Here is a 15,490-nt window from a genome sequence, read left to right on the forward strand (position 1 = left end):
CCTAGAGCAGGCTCTCGGGCGTCAGCGGCGCCAGCAGTTCGAGCATGGTGCGATCCCAGAAGCCCGAGTCGGGCTCCTCGCTCAGCACCGTGGTCTTGCCGGCCTCCTCGCTAACCCACTCCAGGCGCGAGTCGCTGCCTTCGGCGAAGCGCAGCCTGTAGGCGCCCTGCTGCTTGAGCACCTCGAGCAGCTTCAGCGCCTGCTGCGCCATCTCGGGGCTGCGGATGAACAGGCCGATCTCGGTGTTGTGGACCTCGGAGCGCGGGTCGAAATTCATCGAGCCGACGAACAGGATGCGCCGGTCGATCACCGCCGACTTGGCATGCAGCCGGCCGACCGAGGTGCCGAACAGGCCCAGCCGCACGCTGCGGCGGGTGCGGTTGGTGCTGAGTTCGTAGAGCTCGGCGCCCAGGCGCAGCATCTCGGGCCGGTAACGGCGGTAGGCGGTGTGCACCAGCGGCTCGTCGGTGGCGGCGAGCGAGTTGGTCACCACGCTGATCTTCACCTGGCGCCGGCGGATCTCGTTCATCACCTCGAGCCCCGCGGCGCCCGGGATCAGGTAGGGCGAGACGATGGTCACCTCGCTGCGCGCGCGGCGCATCTGCTCGACCACGTTGTAGCGCACGCTGTCCACGTCGAGCAGCGGCACGCCGCCGTACGAGGCGGTCTTGCCGATCACGCGGTCGGGCGAATCGGCATAGGCCTCGGCCGTGGTCCAGATCAGGCCGAGCCGGCCGGCATCGAGGTCCTCGGCGATCGGGCCGTAGCCCAGCAGGTCGTTGGGCGCGGGCTTTGGCGGCGGCGGCGTGGTGTCGGGGCCGGTGGCGGCCTCGAAGCGGCGCCGCAGTTCGTCGGCAGGCAGCGCGCTCGCCACCACCGACTCGACGGGCCGCACGTAGGGGCTGTTCCAGTACTGGTCGAACAGGCTGCCCAGGCGCGGGATCAGCGCGCCCGTCACGAAGGTGTCGAGGTCGATGAAGTTCTCGCCCGCGGTGCGCCGGAAGTACTGGTTGCCGATGTTGCGCCCGCCCGCCACGGCCATCGCGCCGTCGGCGATGAACAGCTTGTTGTGCATGCGCCGGTTAACGCGGCTGAAGTCGAACAGCGAGGCGGTGAAGCGCGCGAGCAGGCTGCCGCGGCCGGCCGGAAAGGGGTTGAACAGGCGCAGCTCGACATTGGGCGTGGCCGCGAAGCCGCGCAGCAGCTCGTCCTCGCCCGCGGTGTAGAGGTCGTCCATCAGCACGCGCACCCGCACGCCGCGCTGCGCGGCGTCGCGCAGGGTGCGCAGCAGGTAGCGGCCGGTCTCGTCGTTCTCGATCTGGTAGTACTGGACGTCGAGCGTGCGCTGGGCCCGGCGCGCAAGCTGGATGCGGGTGTCGAAGGCGAAGTCGCCGCCCGGCATGAGGCGAAAGCCGCTGAGGTCGGGGTCGGGCTGCGCGGCCAGCGCGATGCGGCCGAGCGCGGTGTCCTTCGACACGGCGATGGCCTTGGTGGGAGTGCGCGGGGCCTCGTCGGGCAGCGAGGCGCAGCCGGCGGCCAGCAGCGTGGCCGCGAGGGCGAACACCCGGAGCCCACAGCGCGACAGCAGGCGTCGGGCCATCGGCGGCTTTCTACAGGGCCTTGCGCAGGTTGGCGGGCGCGATGCGCAGCGCCTCGCGGTACTTGGCGACGGTGCGGCGCGCGCACTCGATGCCCTGCTCCTTGAGCATCTCGGAGATCTGGCTGTCCGACAGCGGCTTCTTCACGCTCTCCGAACCGACGAACTGCTTGATCAGCGCGCGCACCGCGGTGCTCGAGGCATTGCCGCCGGTCTCGGTGCCCAGCGCCGAGCCGAAGAAGTACTTGAGCTCGACCGTTCCGAAGGGCGTGGCCATGTACTTGGCGGTGGTCACGCGCGAGATGGTGGATTCGTGCAGCCCGAGCTCGTCGGCGATCTCGCGCAGCACCAGCGGGCGCATCGCGAGCTCGCCGTGCACGAAGTAGCTCTTCTGCCGCTCGACGATGGCGTTGCTCACGCGCAGGATGGTGTCGAAGCGCTGCTGGATGTTCTTGATGAACCAGCGCGCCTCCTGCAGCCGCTGCGACAGCGCCTGGCTGCCCTCGCCCTTGTGCGACTTGAGCGCGCCGGCATAGATGTCGTGCACGCGCAGCCGCGGCATCACCTCGGGGTTGAGCATGACGCGGAACTTCACGTTGGTGCCGCGGCCGGTCTTGGTGACGATCACGTCGGGAATGACGATGTTGCGCTCGACGTCGACGAAGCGGCGGCCCGGCTTGGGCTCCAGGCGCGCGATGACCTGCAGCGCCGAGCGCACCAGCTCCTCGTTGGTGCGCGTGAGCGTGGCCAGGCGCTTGAAGTCGCGCCGCGCGAGCAGCTCCATCGGCTGCTTGCAGATGGCGAGCGCGGTCTTGCGCACCAGTTCCTCTTCCTCTGTCTCGTCTTCGTCGGCCAGCGCGCGCAGCTGGATCGCGAGGCATTCGCCGAGATCGCGCGCGCCCACGCCCGCGGGCTCCAGGCTCTGCAGCAGGCCGAGCGCGACCTGGAAGTGGTGCACCAGCTCGTCGAACTGGTCGTTGTCGTCGCCCGCGAGGCCCGAGGCCAGGGCCGGCAGCGAATCCTCGAGGTAGCCGTCGTCGTTGAGCGACTCGATCAGGAAGCGCAGCGCGGCGCTGTCGTTCTCGTTGAGCCGCAGGCTCAGCGCCTGGCGGTGCAGGAAGGACTGCAGCGATTCCTGGCTGCGCGCGAGCTCGGTGGCATCGGCGCGCTCGTCGTCGCCGGTGCTGCTGTTGTTGCGCGCGGGCGCGTCGCTGCCCCACTCGCTGTCGTCGGGCGCCATGTCGACGGTGCCGTCGCCTTCCCAGTCGGGCTCGCGCTCGGGCGAGTCGAGGGCCGGCTCGGCCTCGGACGACGAGGCGGTCTCGGTGGACGTGGTCGAGGTCGAGGGCGCGGCACCCGCGTAGTCGCTCTCGGCCTCGCGCTCGGTGTCCTCGCGCGGCGCGGGCGTGTCGGCGGCGTCGAGGCCGAATTCCTCGCGCGCGGCTTCCTCGGCGGTGCGCTCGAGGAAGGGGTTCTCGTCGAGCATCTGCTCGACCTCCTGGCTCAGCTCGAGCGTGGAGAGCTGCAGCAGCCGGATCGACTGCTGCAGCTGAGGCGTCAGCGCGAGATGCTGCGAAACGCGCAGCGACAAGCCTTGTTTCATGCCCTCAGGAAATGGCTGGCGCGAGGGTCATCACATGCGGAAGTGCTCGCCCAGGTAGACCCGGCGCACTTCGGCGTTGTCGACGATCTCCGAGGGCGTGCCCTGTGCCAGCACATGGCCGTCGCTGATGATGAAGGCGTGATCGCAGATGCCCAGCGTCTCGCGCACGTTGTGGTCGGTGATGAGCACGCCGATCCCGCGTTCCTTCAGGAAGCTGATGATGCGCTGGATCTCGATCACCGCGATCGGGTCGATGCCGGCGAAGGGTTCGTCCAGCAGGATGAAGCGCGGCTGGGTGGCCAGCGCGCGCGCGATCTCGACGCGGCGGCGTTCGCCGCCCGACAGCGCGAGCGCGGGCGAATCGCGCAGGTGGTCGACGCGCAGGTCGGCCAGCAGTTCCGACAGGCGCTCTTCCATGCGCTGCTTCGACAGCGCCTGCGGCCGGCCGTTGGCGTCGGGTTCGCGCTGCAGCTCGAGCACCGCGCGCACGTTCTCCTCGACCGTGAGCTTGCGGAAGATCGAGGCTTCCTGCGGCAGGTAGCTCAGGCCCATGCGCGCGCGGCGGTGGATCGGCATGTGGGCGATGGGCTCGCCGTCGATGGAGATCTCGCCCGCGTCGGCGCGCACCAGCCCGACGATCATGTAGAACGAGGTGGTCTTGCCGGCGCCGTTGGGGCCGAGCAGTCCGACGACTTCGCCCTTCTGCACGTCGAGCGAGACGTCCTTGACCACCTTGCGGCTGCCATAGCTCTTCTGCAGGCCGCGCGCGACGAGGCGGCTGCCCGGCACGCCGTTGGTTTCCTGGGTTCCGGCGGCTTCGATCACTTGCGCTCTTCCGCTTCGCCGCTGAGCGTGGTGCTCGGGCGCAGGCCGGCGCCCGGGGCCGGCGTGGGCGCCGGGGCCGCGGGACGGCGCGTGGCCGGGGCCGAGGCGCCCGGTGCCGCGGGCGCGGCCGACTTCGGCGTGAGGATGGCCTTGACGCGGCCGCCGCCGCCCGGTGCCGACACGCCGGCGTTCGGCGGCACGGTCGAGCCGTTGACGGTGTAGGTGTCGTTGCTCTGGTCGTAGACGATCAGCGCGCCGCTGCTCTCGTCGTTGGGCGTGGCGCCGACCAGGCGGCGCATGACGGCGCGGCGGATGAACTTGACGTTGTCGGCGCGGCTGTCGTACTCGATGACCTCGGACTCGCCCTCGATCCACTCGTCGCCGTTGCCGTTGCGCTTCTGCTTGTAATAGGCGAGCTTGCCGGGCGCCGCGGTGACCACGCCGTACTGGTAGCCCTCGGGGTCCTGGCGCACGTCGATGCGCGCACCGCGGATGATGATGGTGCCCTTGGTGACCACCACGTTGCCGGTGAAGACGCTGGTCTGCTTGAGATCGTCGTAGCGCATCGAATCGGATTCGATGTTCATCGGCTTGGTCCGGTCGGCCGTTTCGGCCAGGGCCGTGGCGGCGGAGCCGGCCAGCAGCAGCGCGGCCAGCACGAGGCGGCCGGTGCGGCGAAGGGAGGAGGTGGGGTGAGAGTGCGATGTCATAGAGGCACGAAACTTGCTCTGCATTGTATGCGGCCCATCGCGCCAGACCCATGCGCGCGGATGAAAAAGCCCCGGGGCGGCGAACCCGGGCACGGCACCCCGCGGGATCGCCCCGCGTTCTGCCGACCGGCCGAATGACGGCCCGGCCGCCCCGGAACCCTCGATGGGGCCCGGCCTCCCGGCGGCCACGAAATCGAAATCAACCCTTGCGGGCTTCGCCGATCAGGAAATTGGTGACCGCCAGCGCCTTGTTCATGTTGCCGGCGGTCTCGCCGTCCACGTACCAGCGGCCGGCCACGGCCAGCGCGGGCACGCCGGCCACCTTGTAGGCGTCGGTCAGCTGCGAGGCGCGCTTGGCCTTGCTCGCCACGCCGAAGGAGGTGAACAGCTCCTTGAACTTCGCGGCGTCGAGGCCGCTCTTCTCGGCCCAGGCCACGATGTTGGCGTCGCCGTTGACGTTCTGGCGCTGGGCGTGGATGGCGCTGAAGACCTTGGGCTGGTACTCGTCGACCTTGCCCATCGCCTCGAGCGCGTAGTACAGGCGCTGCTTGGCTTCGACGTCGTTGCCCACGAAGGGCACCGGCACGCGGCGCAGCACCACGTCGGCGGGCTTGCTCTTGGCCCAGGCCTCGAGCGCGGGTTCGAAGTCGTTGCAGTGCGGGCAGTTGTACGAGAAGAACTCGATCACCTCGATCTTGCCGGCCGGCGCATCGACCGGCACGCGCTTGTCGAGCACGAGGTATTCGGTGCCGGCCTTGGGCGCGCGGGCCTGGGCCTGCGCCGGCAGGTGGGCCAGCAGTCCGAGCGAACCGGCGGCGGCGGCCAGCGAGAAATCACGACGTTTCATGGGAAAGAGCTCTCCAGTTGATAGACGGCAGACTGAGCCGGGCCGGTGAAGCGGAGTTCCCGCGCGCGGTGCTCGGGGCTCCGGGAAACCGGGGGCGGCGCGGACCGCGGCGAAGCTTAAAGAAAAACCATGACCGTTGTCGGGAAAGGCCACCACAGGATGGTGCCCTCCCCCGGCCCGGGCGGCGCTCAGCGCTGGACGCGCACCAGCGCCGAGTCGAGGCCGGCGCCGTCCATCCGTTCCTTGAGGCGGTCGGCGTCGTCCTTCTTGTTGAACGGACCGGCGCGCACGCGGTAGACGGTGCGGCCGGCCTGCTCGCGCTCGGTCACGCGGGCCTCGACGCCCATCAGCGAGAGCTTGGCGCGCTGCGCCTCGGCGTCCTCGGTGGTGCGGAAGGCGCCAGCCTGCACGAAGTACATGAAGGGATCGGCGCCGCCGGAGCCGGTGGCGGCCGCGGCATTGCCGCTGCTCGACGACGGGGCGGCGGCCACCGTGGTGCTGCCGCCGACGCTGCCGGCGCGCGCCCGGGCCAGGTCGCCGAGCGGATCGTTCGAGGGCGGCAGCGCATTGGCCTCGGCCGGCACCGGGGCGGGCCGCGCGGGCTTGGGCGCGACCACCACAGGCACCGGCGCCGTGGGCGGCGGGGTGCCGGGCGAGACCGCGGCGGTGGCGGGATTGGCGTTGTCGCCGGAAGGCGGCGCGCCGACCGGGCCGGCGGCCGCGGGACGGGGCTGCTGCGGCTTGCCGGCCAGCGGGGCGTTCGGATCCCAGTCGCGGTTCTTGCGCGCCTCGGCCTCGTCCTGCTCGGCACCGCCGCGCTGCGTCTTGGTGACGAAGGGGATCGGCACCTTGGTCACGTAGACCGCGATACCCAGCGCGACGCCCAGGCCGAGCACCAGGCCGATGATCAGGCCGATGACGATGTTGCCGCGTTGTCTGGTTGTCTTCTTCATGGTGAGGGGGTTCACATCTTGCGCGGCGCGGTGACGCCGAGGATCGCGAGGCCATTGTGCAGCACCTGCGCGGTCGCGGCGACCAGCGCCAGGCGCGCCAGCTTCACCGCCTCGTCGTCCACCAGGATGCGCTCGGCGTCGTAGTAGCTGTGGTACGTGGCCGCCAGTTCGCGCAGGTAGAAGGTGACGTCGTGCGGCGCGAAATCCTTGGCCGCGGCGCTCAGCATCTCGGGGTACTTGGCCAGCAGCAACATCAGCGACTGGGCCGCCGGGCTCTCGAGCGGCGACAGGTCGACGCCCTGCAGCACGGCCGCGTCGCCGCCCCAGGCCGCGAGCACCGAGCAGATGCGCGCATGCGCGTACTGCACGTAGTACACCGGGTTGTCGTTGTTCTGCGCCACGGCCAGGTCGACGTCGAAGGTGTATTCGGTGTCGGGCTTGCGGCTCAGCAGGAAGAAGCGCACGGCGTCGGTGCTGGTCCACTCGATCAGGTCGCGCAGCGTGACGTAACTGCCGGCGCGCTTGCTGATCTTGACCTCCTCGCCGCCCTTGGTGACGCGCACCATGGTGTGCAGCACGTAGTCGGGGTAGCCCTCGGGGATGCCCTCACCCGCCGCCTGCAGCCCGGCGCGCACGCGCGCGATGGTGCCGTGGTGGTCGGTGCCCTGGATGTTGATGACCTTGTGGAAGCCGCGCTCCCACTTGGCGATGTGATAGGCGACGTCGGGCACGAAGTAGGTGTACGTGCCGTCCTGCTTCTTCATCACGCGGTCCTTGTCGTCGCCGTAGTCGGTCGACTTGAGCCACAGCGCGCCGTCCTGCTCGTAGGTCTTGCCCGCGGCGACCAGCTGCGCCACCGCGCGCTCGACGCGGCCGCTGGTGTAGAGGCTGGACTCGAGGTAGTACTGGTCGAAGCGCACGCGGAAGGCCTGCAGGTCCAGGTCCTGCTCGCGGCGCAGGTAGGCGACGGCGAACTCGCGGATCGCGTCCAGGTCCTCGATGTCGCCGTTGGCCGTGACCTCGCGGTCCTCCGACTTCACGGTCTTCTTCGCGATGAAGTCGGCCGCGATGTCGGCGATGTAGTCGCCGTTGTAGGCCGCGGCCTTCTCGCCGCTCGGCCATTCGGCGTCGCCGGGCTTGAAGCCGCGCGCGCGCAGCTGCGTGCTGTTGGCCAGGGTCTGGATCTGCACGCCGGCGTCGTTGTAGTAGTACTCGCGCCAGACCTGTTCGCCCTGCGAGGCGCGCAGGTTGCAGATGGCGTCGCCGAGCGCGGCCTGGCGGCCGTGGCCCACGTGCAGCGGGCCGGTGGGGTTGGCCGAGACGAACTCGACCAGCACCTTCTCGCCGGTGGCGGGGCGCTGGCCGAAGGCGGCGCCCGCGTCGAGCACCTCGCGCACCACCTGCTGCTTGGCGGCGGTCTTCAGGCGGATGTTGAGGAAGCCGGGGCCGGCGATCTCGACCGCCTGGACCCATTGGGCGAAGGCGGGGGTGGCGAGCAGCGCGGCGCTCAGTTCCTCGGCGAGTTCGCGCGGCTTGCGGCCGAGCGGCTTCGCCAGCTGCATGGCGGCATTGCTGGCGAAGTCGCCGTGGGCCGCGACCTTGGGGGACTCAAACGCGGCCTTGAGGCCGGCGCCGGGGGAGAGGGATTCGAGCGTGTTCGCGAGCGCCGCGAGCAGCTCCTGTTTGACCAATAGCATCGTGGAATTTTACCGGGGGCAAACTCGGCCGCAGTTGACGATCGTCATCCAACCGTCGACCTTGGCCGTTACGATGGTCAACCCCGAGGCGGGGCAGCCACTGTCACAACCCATTTGCAAGGACACACACCATGAAGAAGCTCCTTTCCCTGGTCGCCTCCACCATCGCGCTCGGCGCCTGCCTTTCCTTCGGCGCCGCCCAGGCCCAGGACAAGGCCGCCACCCCGGCCGCTCCCGCCGCGGCGGCCCCCGCCGCAGCCGCCGGCGGCTGCGAAGCCAAGGCCGTCGACAAGAACGGCAAGGCCCTGGCCGGCGCCGCCAAGGCCAGCTCGATCAAGAAGTGCGAGAAGGAAGCCAAGGCCGCCGCCGCCCCCGCCTGCGCCACCAAGGCGGTCGACAAGAACGGCAAGGCGCTCGCCGGCGCCGCCAAGAACAGCTTCATGAAGAAGTGCGAGGCGGACGCCGCCAAGGGTTGAGACCGCTTTTCTCCGCAACCTTTGTAAACAAAGCCCGCCTCGTGCGGGCTTTGTTACTTGAGCACGCCCAGCAGGTTGTTGTAGTCGTCGGTCCAGGGCCGCGCGGCCGGGTCGACCGCGATCGGCTGGGCCGCCGCCGCGATCGGCGGCCGCGCCAGCGCCTGCGGATCGCGCGCCACCAGCACCCAGTCGGTGGCGTGCAGCCAGGCCGAATCCTCCGCGTCGTCGCTGACCAGCACCGCGTGCAGCCCCTGCGACTGCGCGATGCGGGCCACCACGGGCGCGAGCGCGAGGAAGTGGTTGGTGACGTGGAAGGCCACCACGCCGTCGGGCCGCAGGTGCCGCAGATAGACCTGCATGGCCTGCGCGGTCAGCAGGTGCACCGGCACCGAGTCGCCCGAGAAGGCATCAACCGCCAGCACGTCGAAGCCCTGCGCGCTCTCGCGCTCCAGCGCCAGCCGCGCGTCGCCGAGCACGCGCTCGACCTTCGCGCGGCTGTCGCGCAGGAAGGTGAATTCGCGGTCCGCGATGCCGAACACCTCGGGATTGATCTCGTAGAAGCGGTAGACGTCGCCCGTGCGCCCGTAGGCCGCGAGCGTGCCGGCGCCCAGCCCGATCAGGCCGACGCGGCGCGCGCCGATCGGCAGCGCCTCGATGGCGCGGCCGATGCCCGAGGTGGCGCCGTAATAGGTGGTGGGTTCGCGGCGGCGCTCGGGCGAGAGGAACTGCTCGCCATGCTTGATCGAGCCGTGGACGAACTGGCGCACGTAGTCGGGCGGGTCCTGGCGCCGCACGTCGTAGGTGTGCATCGATCCGTAGAAATTGCGCCCCAGGGTGCGCAGCCCCTCGTGGTCGCTGCGCACCTGCTCCGAGAGCAGCCAGGCGCAGCAGGCCGCGAGCCCCAGGCCGGGCACCCACAGCAGCCAGCGCGCGCGCAGCACCAGCGCAGCGAGCAGCGCGGCCAGCACCAGCCCGATGCCGAGCTCGTAGTAGGCCGGCAGCAGGTAGGGCGCGCCCAGCCCGACCGTCACGCCGCCGATGGCGCCGCCCAGCGACAGCATCAGGTAGAAGCGCGTGAGGTGCGCGGGACCGGGCCGCAGCCGCGCGGTCTCGCCGTGCAGGAACATGCACAGCACGAACAGGCCCGCCACGTGGATCGTCAGCGCGGTATGGATCTTGAGCCCGGCGCCGTCCTGCAGCTGGTAGGCGCACAGCGCCAGCATCGCGGCCGCGAGCGGCACGAACAGGCCGCGCCGGTACCAGCGATCGCTCTCGAAGCACAGCACGAAGGTCAGCAGGTAGAGCGACAGCGGCAGCACCCAGAGGAAGGGCACGGCCGCGATGTTCTGCGTGATGTGGTTGGTGACGGCCAAGAGCAGCCAGGAGCCGAGCGCGGGCAGCGCGAGCCACAGCAGCTGGTCGATGCGGCGCGGCGCGGCGACGGGCGCATCGGTGGATACGGCGGCCGGCAGGTCATGGCTCCAGCGGCGCGCCATGTACAGCGTGGTGCCCGCGCAGAGCACGACGAAGCCCGCGTAGCCCCACGACCAGCCGATGGCCTGCTGCATCAGCGTGCTGCGCGGCTCGATCAGCACCGGGTAGCTCAGCAGCGAGAGCAGCGATGCGAGGTTCGACAGCGAGAAGTACCGGTACACGCGCGCGCCCCAGGGCGTGCGCGACACCCAGGACTGCACCAGCGGCCCGGTGGTCGAGAGCAGGAAATACGGCAGGCCGATGGTGCCCACCAGCAGCCCGAGGATGCGCCAGGCCGGATCCTCGGCGCCGGCCGGCTTCCACTGCGCGCCGGCCACGATCGGCAGGAAGGCCAGGCTCGCGAGCAGCAGCGCCACATGCAGCAGCGCCTGCGCGCGCATGCGCAGGTGGCGCGAGATCCAGTCCGAATAGGCGTAGCCCGCGAGCAGCGCGACCTGGAAGAACACCATGCAGATCGACCACACGGCGGCCGAGCCGCCGAACCACGGCAGGATCTGCTTGGCGATCAGCGGCTGGACGAGGAAGAGAAGGAAGGCGCTGCCGAAGATCGTGCCGGCAAACAGGAGCTGGATGCCGGCGCTCGCCATGCGACTACTTGCTGCCGAAGCCGCGCGCGAAGAACACCGCCGCCAGCGGGATCACGGCGATCAGGTGGGCCTGGATCATCACCAGCTTGCGCGTCTTCTTCACCTCGACGTCCGACGGCAGCGTGCCGCCGGCGCGCAGCGCCTTGCGCCAGCGCAGGTAGTTCAGGGTCGGGAAGATCGACAGCACGCCCACCACGATGAACAGGCCCAGCTTCAGGTGCAGCAGCGGGTTGGTCCAGTACCAGGCCGTGCCCTTCACGCCCCAGAGGGTGCGCGCGATGCCGGTCAGCAGCACGGCCACGGCGGCGATGCCGTAGACCATGTCGACGCGCGCGAGCCGCTCGACCACCGCGGCATTGAGCCACTCGACGCGGCACAGCGCCGCCTCGCTGGCGATGAAGACGACCATCGTGAGGATGGCCAGCAGATGCAGGTAGGCGAGGATGGCTTCGAGGGTCATCGTGGCGTTCTCTTCGTCGGGGCGCGTGGGGTTTGCAAATGCAAACAGATTGTGCAGCCGCGCGCCCGGCTCAGGTCCGTCCACCCCAGAATTCGGGCCGCCCGTATTGGTCTTTGAGGAAATCAAGCCACAGTCGCACGCGCAGCGGCAGGTGCTTGGCGCCCGCGAACACCGCGTAGATGCCGTTGGGCGGCGCCGCGAACTCGTCGAGCAGCGGCACCAGCAGCCCGGCGTCGATCTCGGCCTCGACCTCCCAGGTGCTGCGCCAGGCGATGCCGTGGCCGGCCAGGCACCAGTCGTGCAGCACCTGGCCGTCGGAGCAGTCGAGCGGGCCGCTGGGCCGCAGGTGGATCAGCTCGTGGCCGCCCTGGTCGTCGGGAATGCGGAAGGCCCAGCCGCGCGTCTGCGAGGCGTCGCTGGTGAGCGCCAGGCAGGCGAAGCGCGTGAGCTCGTTCGGATGGCGCGGCGCGCCGTGGCGCAGCACGAACTCGGGCGTGGCCACGCAGCGGCGCCGGTTGTCGGCCAGCCGCACGCTAACCAGCGAGGAGTCGGGCAGGTCGCCCACGCGCACCGCGCAATCGAAGCTCTCGCCGGCCACGTCGACCACGCGGTCGCTGAGGTTCAGCGAGATCGTCACCTCGGGATGCAGCGCATGGAAGCGCGGCACCAGCGGCGCGACATGGCGCCGGCCGAAGCCCGCGGGCGCGGTCACGCGCAGGTGGCCGCTGGCCTTGACGCCGCCCGCGCTCACGCTGGCCTCGGCATTGGCGAACTCCACCAGCAGGCGCTGGCAGTCCTCGAGGAAGGCGCTGCCCTCGTGCGTGAGCGTGATGCGCCGCGTGGTGCGAACCAAAAGCTTCACGCCCAGGCGCTCCTCGAGCGCATCGAGCCGGCGCCCCATGATCGCGGGCGCCACGCCCTCGGCCTTGGCGGCCGCGGTGAGGCTGCCGCGCGTGGCGACCGAGACGAAGGATTCGAGCTGCTTCAGGCGGTCCATGGCGCCCGAACTATATAGAGGCGGCGGGAAGCCCGGCGCCGCGCGGGCTCATCCCGGGAACCGGCTATTCGGGCTGCACCCCGGCCTCGCGCACCGCCGCGCCCCAGCGCGCATGCTCGGCGCGCACGTACTGCGCCGCCTGCTCGGGACTGCCGCCCACCGGCATGCTGCCCTCGGCCTGCAGCTGCGCGATGGTCGCGGGCTTGGCCAGCGCCTTGTCGATCGCGGCGTTGAGCTTCTTCACGATCTCGCTCGGCGTGCCCGCGGGCACCACCACCGCCTTCCAGTCGACCGCCTCGAAGCCCTTGTAGGTCTCGGCCACGGTGGGGATGTCGGGCATCACCGGCAGCCGCTTGGCCGAGGTCACGGCCAGCGCGCGCAGCTTGCCGGCCTTGACCATCGACAGCGCGCCCTGCGGCGTCGCGAACATGCAGTCGGTCTGGCCGCCGAGCAGGTCGGTGATGGCCGGCGCCGCGCCCTTGTAGGGCACGTTGAGCACCTTGAAGCCCACGCGCTTGGCGAGCACCTCGCCGGCCATGTGGCCCAGGGTGCCGGTGCCGGCCAGCGCCTGCTTGATCTCGCCGGGCCTGGCCTTGGCCGCGGCGACGAAGTCGGCCAGCGAGCGGTAGGGCGAATCGGCGCGCACCACCAGCACCACGGGCTGCGCGGCGACGACCGAAACCGGCACCACGTCCTTCAGCGCGTCGTAGGGCATCTTCGGGAACAGCGTCGGGTTGATCGCGAGGTTCGCGGTCTGGCCCATGCCGATGGTGTAGCCGTCGGGCTTGGCCTTGGCGACCACGTCGATGCCGATGTTGCCGTTGCCGCCCGCGCGGTTGTCGACGATGAAGCTCCACTTCGTGTCCTCGGCGAGCTTCTGCGCGACCAGCCGCGAAACGATGTCGGTGGCGCCGCCCGGCGTGTAGGGCACGACCAGGCGCACCGGCTTGTCGGGCCAGGCGGTGTCGGCATGGGCCGGCCAGGCGCTGAGCGCCAGGGCGCAGGCGAACGCGGTCGCGGCGCCGGCCAGCAGGCCGCGCCGTGGGATGGATGTCATGGGATCAGTCTCCTGTGGTGATGTGGCGGCGCCGGAGCGCCTCGATCGCTGCGTCGTCGTAGCCGGCTTCGCGCAGCAGTTCGACGGTGTGCTCGCCCAGGCGCGGCGGCTGCAGGCGGATGCCGGGCCGCTGGCCGTCGAGGGTGAACGGTGCCAGCGGCACCTTGGCCATGTGGCCGTCGTTCATGCGCACCGGCGCGAGGCCGCCGGTGGCGTTGAGGTGCGGGTCGTCGAACAGCGCCTGCGGCTTGGTGATGGGCGCGAACGGCAGCTCGTTGTGCTCGAACACCGCGGCGAGCTCGGCCGCGCTGCGCCCGGCGAGGTGCGAGCGCAGGATCGGCATCATCCATTCGCGCGCCAGCACGCGGTCGTTGTTGGTCTTCAGGCGCGGGTCGGCGGCCAGTTCCTCGAGGCCGAAGGCCTGGCAGAACACGGCCCACTGCTTGTCGCTGACGGCCGCGAGGAAGATCTGCTCGCCGTCCCTGACCGTGAACACGTCGTACACCGCCCAGGCCGAGATGCGGCTGGGCATCGGGTCCGCCGGCTTGCCGGTGGCGGCGAACTGCATCATGTGCTGCGCCACCAGGAACACGTTGTTCTCGAACAGCGCCGACTGCACCTCGCAGCCCTTGCCCGTGAGCTCGCGCTGGCGCAGCGCGGCCATCGCGCCGATGGCGCCGAACATGCCGCCCATGATGTCGTTGACGCTGGTGCCCGCGCGCAGCGGATCGCCCGAGCGGCCGGTCATGTAGGCCAGGCCGCCCATCATCTGCACCACCTCGTCGAGCGCTGTGCGGTGGTCGTAGGGACCGGGCAGGAAGCCCTTGTGGCTCACGTAGATCAGGCCCGGGTGCAGGGTCTTGAGCGTGTCGTAGTCGAGGCCCAGCTTCTTCATCGTGCCGGGCTTGAAGTTCTCGCTCACGATGTCGGCCGTGGCGATCAGCCGCAGCGCGGCCTCGATGCCCTCGGGCTGCTTGAGGTCGAGCGCGATGCTCTTCTTGTTGCGGTTGAAGGTCGGGAAGAAGCCCGCGCCCGAGCCGAGCAGGCGGCGCGTGTTGTCGCCCTCGACCGGCTCGACCTTGATGACCTCGGCGCCGAGGTCGGCCAGGATCAGACCGCAGGTCGGGCCCATCACCATGTGGGTGAACTCGACCACGCGCACGCCGGCGTAGGGCAGCGGATTCGTATCAGCCATGGGCGGTGTTCTCCTGGGCGAAGCCCTTGGGCAGGCCGGCCTCGGGCGTCATGCCGTAGACCGGTTCGCCGGGCAGGCCGGCCATGAGCGGCGCGCGCGCCGCGATGAGCTTCTCGATGTCGATGCCGGTGCGCACGCCCATGGCCTCGAACATGAAGACCAGGTCCTCGGTGACCGCGTTGCCCGAGGCGCCGGGCGCATAGGGGCAGCCGCCGAGGCCGCCGAGCGAGGCGTCGAAGGTGCGCACGCCCTCGTCCCAGGCCGCGAGGCAGTTGGCGATGCCGAGGCCGCGCGTGTTGTGCATGTGGGCCGCGCCGGCGTGGGCGCCGAGTTCGGCGCGCAGGCGCTTGAACAGGCGTCGCACCTGCGCGGGATTGGCATAGCCCACGGTGTCCGACAGGCCCGACTCGTCGGCGCCGGCCTCGATGCACTGGGCCGCGAGGCGGATCACGTCGTCCTCGGGCACCAGGCCCTGCAGGGTGCAGCCGAAGGCGGTGGAGATGCCGGCCTCGAGCTTCACCTGCGGCGCGATCGCGCGCCGCAGCTCGGCGATGGCGCGCACCTCCTCGACCATCTCGGTCGGCGTCTTGCGCACGTTGGCCAGCGAATGCGCCACGCTGGCCGACACCGGCATGGTGAGCTTGTGCACGCCGGCCTCGAGCGCGGCCTGCGCGCCCTTGCGGTTGGGCACCAGCGCCATCACGGTGAGGCCGGGCAAGGTGATCGCATGGCGCACCACCTCGGCCGCGTCGGCCATCTGGGGCAGCAGCTTCGCGGGCACGAAGGAGGCGACCTCGATCTCGCGCACGCCGGCGGCGTGCAGCGCGTCGATCCAGCGCAGTTTGGAGTCCGTCGGCATGGTGGCCGCGACCGATTGGAGGCCGTCGCGCGGACCGACCTCGCTGATGAGCACATCGGGAGTTGTCATCGGAAATTTGACAGTTCTATCTGACAGAACTATATTTTGCAGAACAGAATTAGACGCCGGCCCC

At 70.4% G+C, this 15,490-nt stretch carries 14 protein-coding genes; 1 reads left to right on the forward strand and 13 read right to left on the reverse strand.

Annotation, left to right across the window (positions count from 1 at the left end; genetic code table 11):
• Position 1 precedes the first annotated feature (1 nt).
• The 7 genes from ACEN9J_RS17395 to argS all read right to left on the reverse strand — a co-directional run bounded on the left by ACEN9J_RS17395 (position 2) and on the right by argS (position 8,232).
• Positions 2-1,600, reverse strand: coding sequence for a phospholipase D family protein (locus ACEN9J_RS17395; RefSeq protein ID WP_413761631.1), 1,599 nt, complete (start codon positions 1,598-1,600; stop codon positions 2-4).
• 10 nt (positions 1,601-1,610) lie between these two features.
• Positions 1,611-3,200, reverse strand: coding sequence for an RNA polymerase factor sigma-54 (locus ACEN9J_RS17400; RefSeq protein WP_261209303.1), 1,590 nt, complete (start codon positions 3,198-3,200; stop codon positions 1,611-1,613).
• A gap of 30 nt (positions 3,201-3,230) precedes the next feature.
• Complete coding sequence (gene lptB, locus ACEN9J_RS17405) at positions 3,231-4,025, reverse strand: LPS export ABC transporter ATP-binding protein (protein ID WP_413761632.1); 795 nt, start codon at positions 4,023-4,025, stop codon at positions 3,231-3,233.
• Positions 4,022-4,735, reverse strand: coding sequence for a lipopolysaccharide transport periplasmic protein LptA (lptA, locus tag ACEN9J_RS17410; RefSeq protein ID WP_057595580.1), 714 nt, complete (start codon positions 4,733-4,735; stop codon positions 4,022-4,024). Before lptA ends, lptB begins: the two co-directional genes overlap by 4 nt.
• Before the next feature lie 199 nt (positions 4,736-4,934).
• Positions 4,935-5,582 carry a thiol:disulfide interchange protein DsbA/DsbL gene (locus tag ACEN9J_RS17415; protein WP_413761633.1) on the reverse strand — a complete coding sequence of 216 codons (648 nt, stop codon included), beginning with the start codon at positions 5,580-5,582 and terminating at the stop codon, positions 4,935-4,937.
• Positions 5,583-5,770: 188 nt separating this feature from the next.
• Entirely contained in the window at positions 5,771-6,535 is a 765-nt protein-coding gene (locus ACEN9J_RS17420; protein ID WP_057595594.1) for an SPOR domain-containing protein, read from the reverse strand.
• Between the two features lie 11 nt (positions 6,536-6,546).
• Positions 6,547-8,232 carry an arginine--tRNA ligase gene (argS, locus tag ACEN9J_RS17425; protein WP_296735452.1) on the reverse strand — a complete coding sequence of 562 codons (1,686 nt, stop codon included), beginning with the start codon at positions 8,230-8,232 and terminating at the stop codon, positions 6,547-6,549.
• Positions 8,233-8,363: 131 nt separating this feature from the next.
• Here argS and ACEN9J_RS17430 point away from each other — a divergent pair, with 131 nt between their 5' ends.
• Positions 8,364-8,708 (forward strand): hypothetical protein, encoded by a 345-nt coding sequence (locus ACEN9J_RS17430; RefSeq protein WP_057595575.1) that lies wholly within the window; start codon positions 8,364-8,366, stop codon positions 8,706-8,708.
• A gap of 53 nt (positions 8,709-8,761) precedes the next feature.
• Here the strand turns inward: ACEN9J_RS17430 and ACEN9J_RS17435 are convergent, their stop codons facing one another.
• The 6 genes from ACEN9J_RS17435 to ACEN9J_RS17460 all read right to left on the reverse strand — a co-directional run bounded on the left by ACEN9J_RS17435 (position 8,762) and on the right by ACEN9J_RS17460 (position 15,426).
• Positions 8,762-10,789, reverse strand: coding sequence for a spermidine synthase (locus tag ACEN9J_RS17435; RefSeq protein WP_413761634.1), 2,028 nt, complete (start codon positions 10,787-10,789; stop codon positions 8,762-8,764).
• 4 nt (positions 10,790-10,793) lie between these two features.
• The gene (locus tag ACEN9J_RS17440; protein ID WP_413761635.1) at positions 10,794-11,249 is read right to left on the reverse strand and encodes a DUF2214 family protein; all 456 of its coding nucleotides are present in this window, start codon (positions 11,247-11,249) and stop codon (positions 10,794-10,796) included.
• A gap of 70 nt (positions 11,250-11,319) precedes the next feature.
• Positions 11,320-12,246, reverse strand: a complete 927-nt coding sequence (locus ACEN9J_RS17445) for a LysR family transcriptional regulator (RefSeq protein WP_057595568.1) — start codon at positions 12,244-12,246, stop codon at positions 11,320-11,322.
• A 64-nt stretch (positions 12,247-12,310) separates the two neighbouring features.
• On the reverse strand, positions 12,311-13,303 hold the full coding sequence (locus ACEN9J_RS17450) for a Bug family tripartite tricarboxylate transporter substrate binding protein (RefSeq protein WP_413761636.1): 993 nt from the start codon (positions 13,301-13,303) through the stop codon (positions 12,311-12,313).
• A 4-nt stretch (positions 13,304-13,307) separates the two neighbouring features.
• On the reverse strand, positions 13,308-14,498 hold the full coding sequence (locus tag ACEN9J_RS17455) for a CaiB/BaiF CoA transferase family protein (protein ID WP_413761637.1): 1,191 nt from the start codon (positions 14,496-14,498) through the stop codon (positions 13,308-13,310).
• On the reverse strand, positions 14,491-15,426 hold the full coding sequence (locus ACEN9J_RS17460) for a hydroxymethylglutaryl-CoA lyase (RefSeq protein ID WP_413761638.1): 936 nt from the start codon (positions 15,424-15,426) through the stop codon (positions 14,491-14,493). The genes ACEN9J_RS17455 and ACEN9J_RS17460 overlap by 8 nt, the downstream gene beginning before the upstream one ends.
• Positions 15,427-15,490: the final 64 nt, after the last annotated feature.

Source organism: Variovorax sp. Varisp41 (assembly GCF_047325085.1).
Classification (GTDB): Bacteria; Pseudomonadota; Gammaproteobacteria; order Burkholderiales; family Burkholderiaceae_C; genus Variovorax.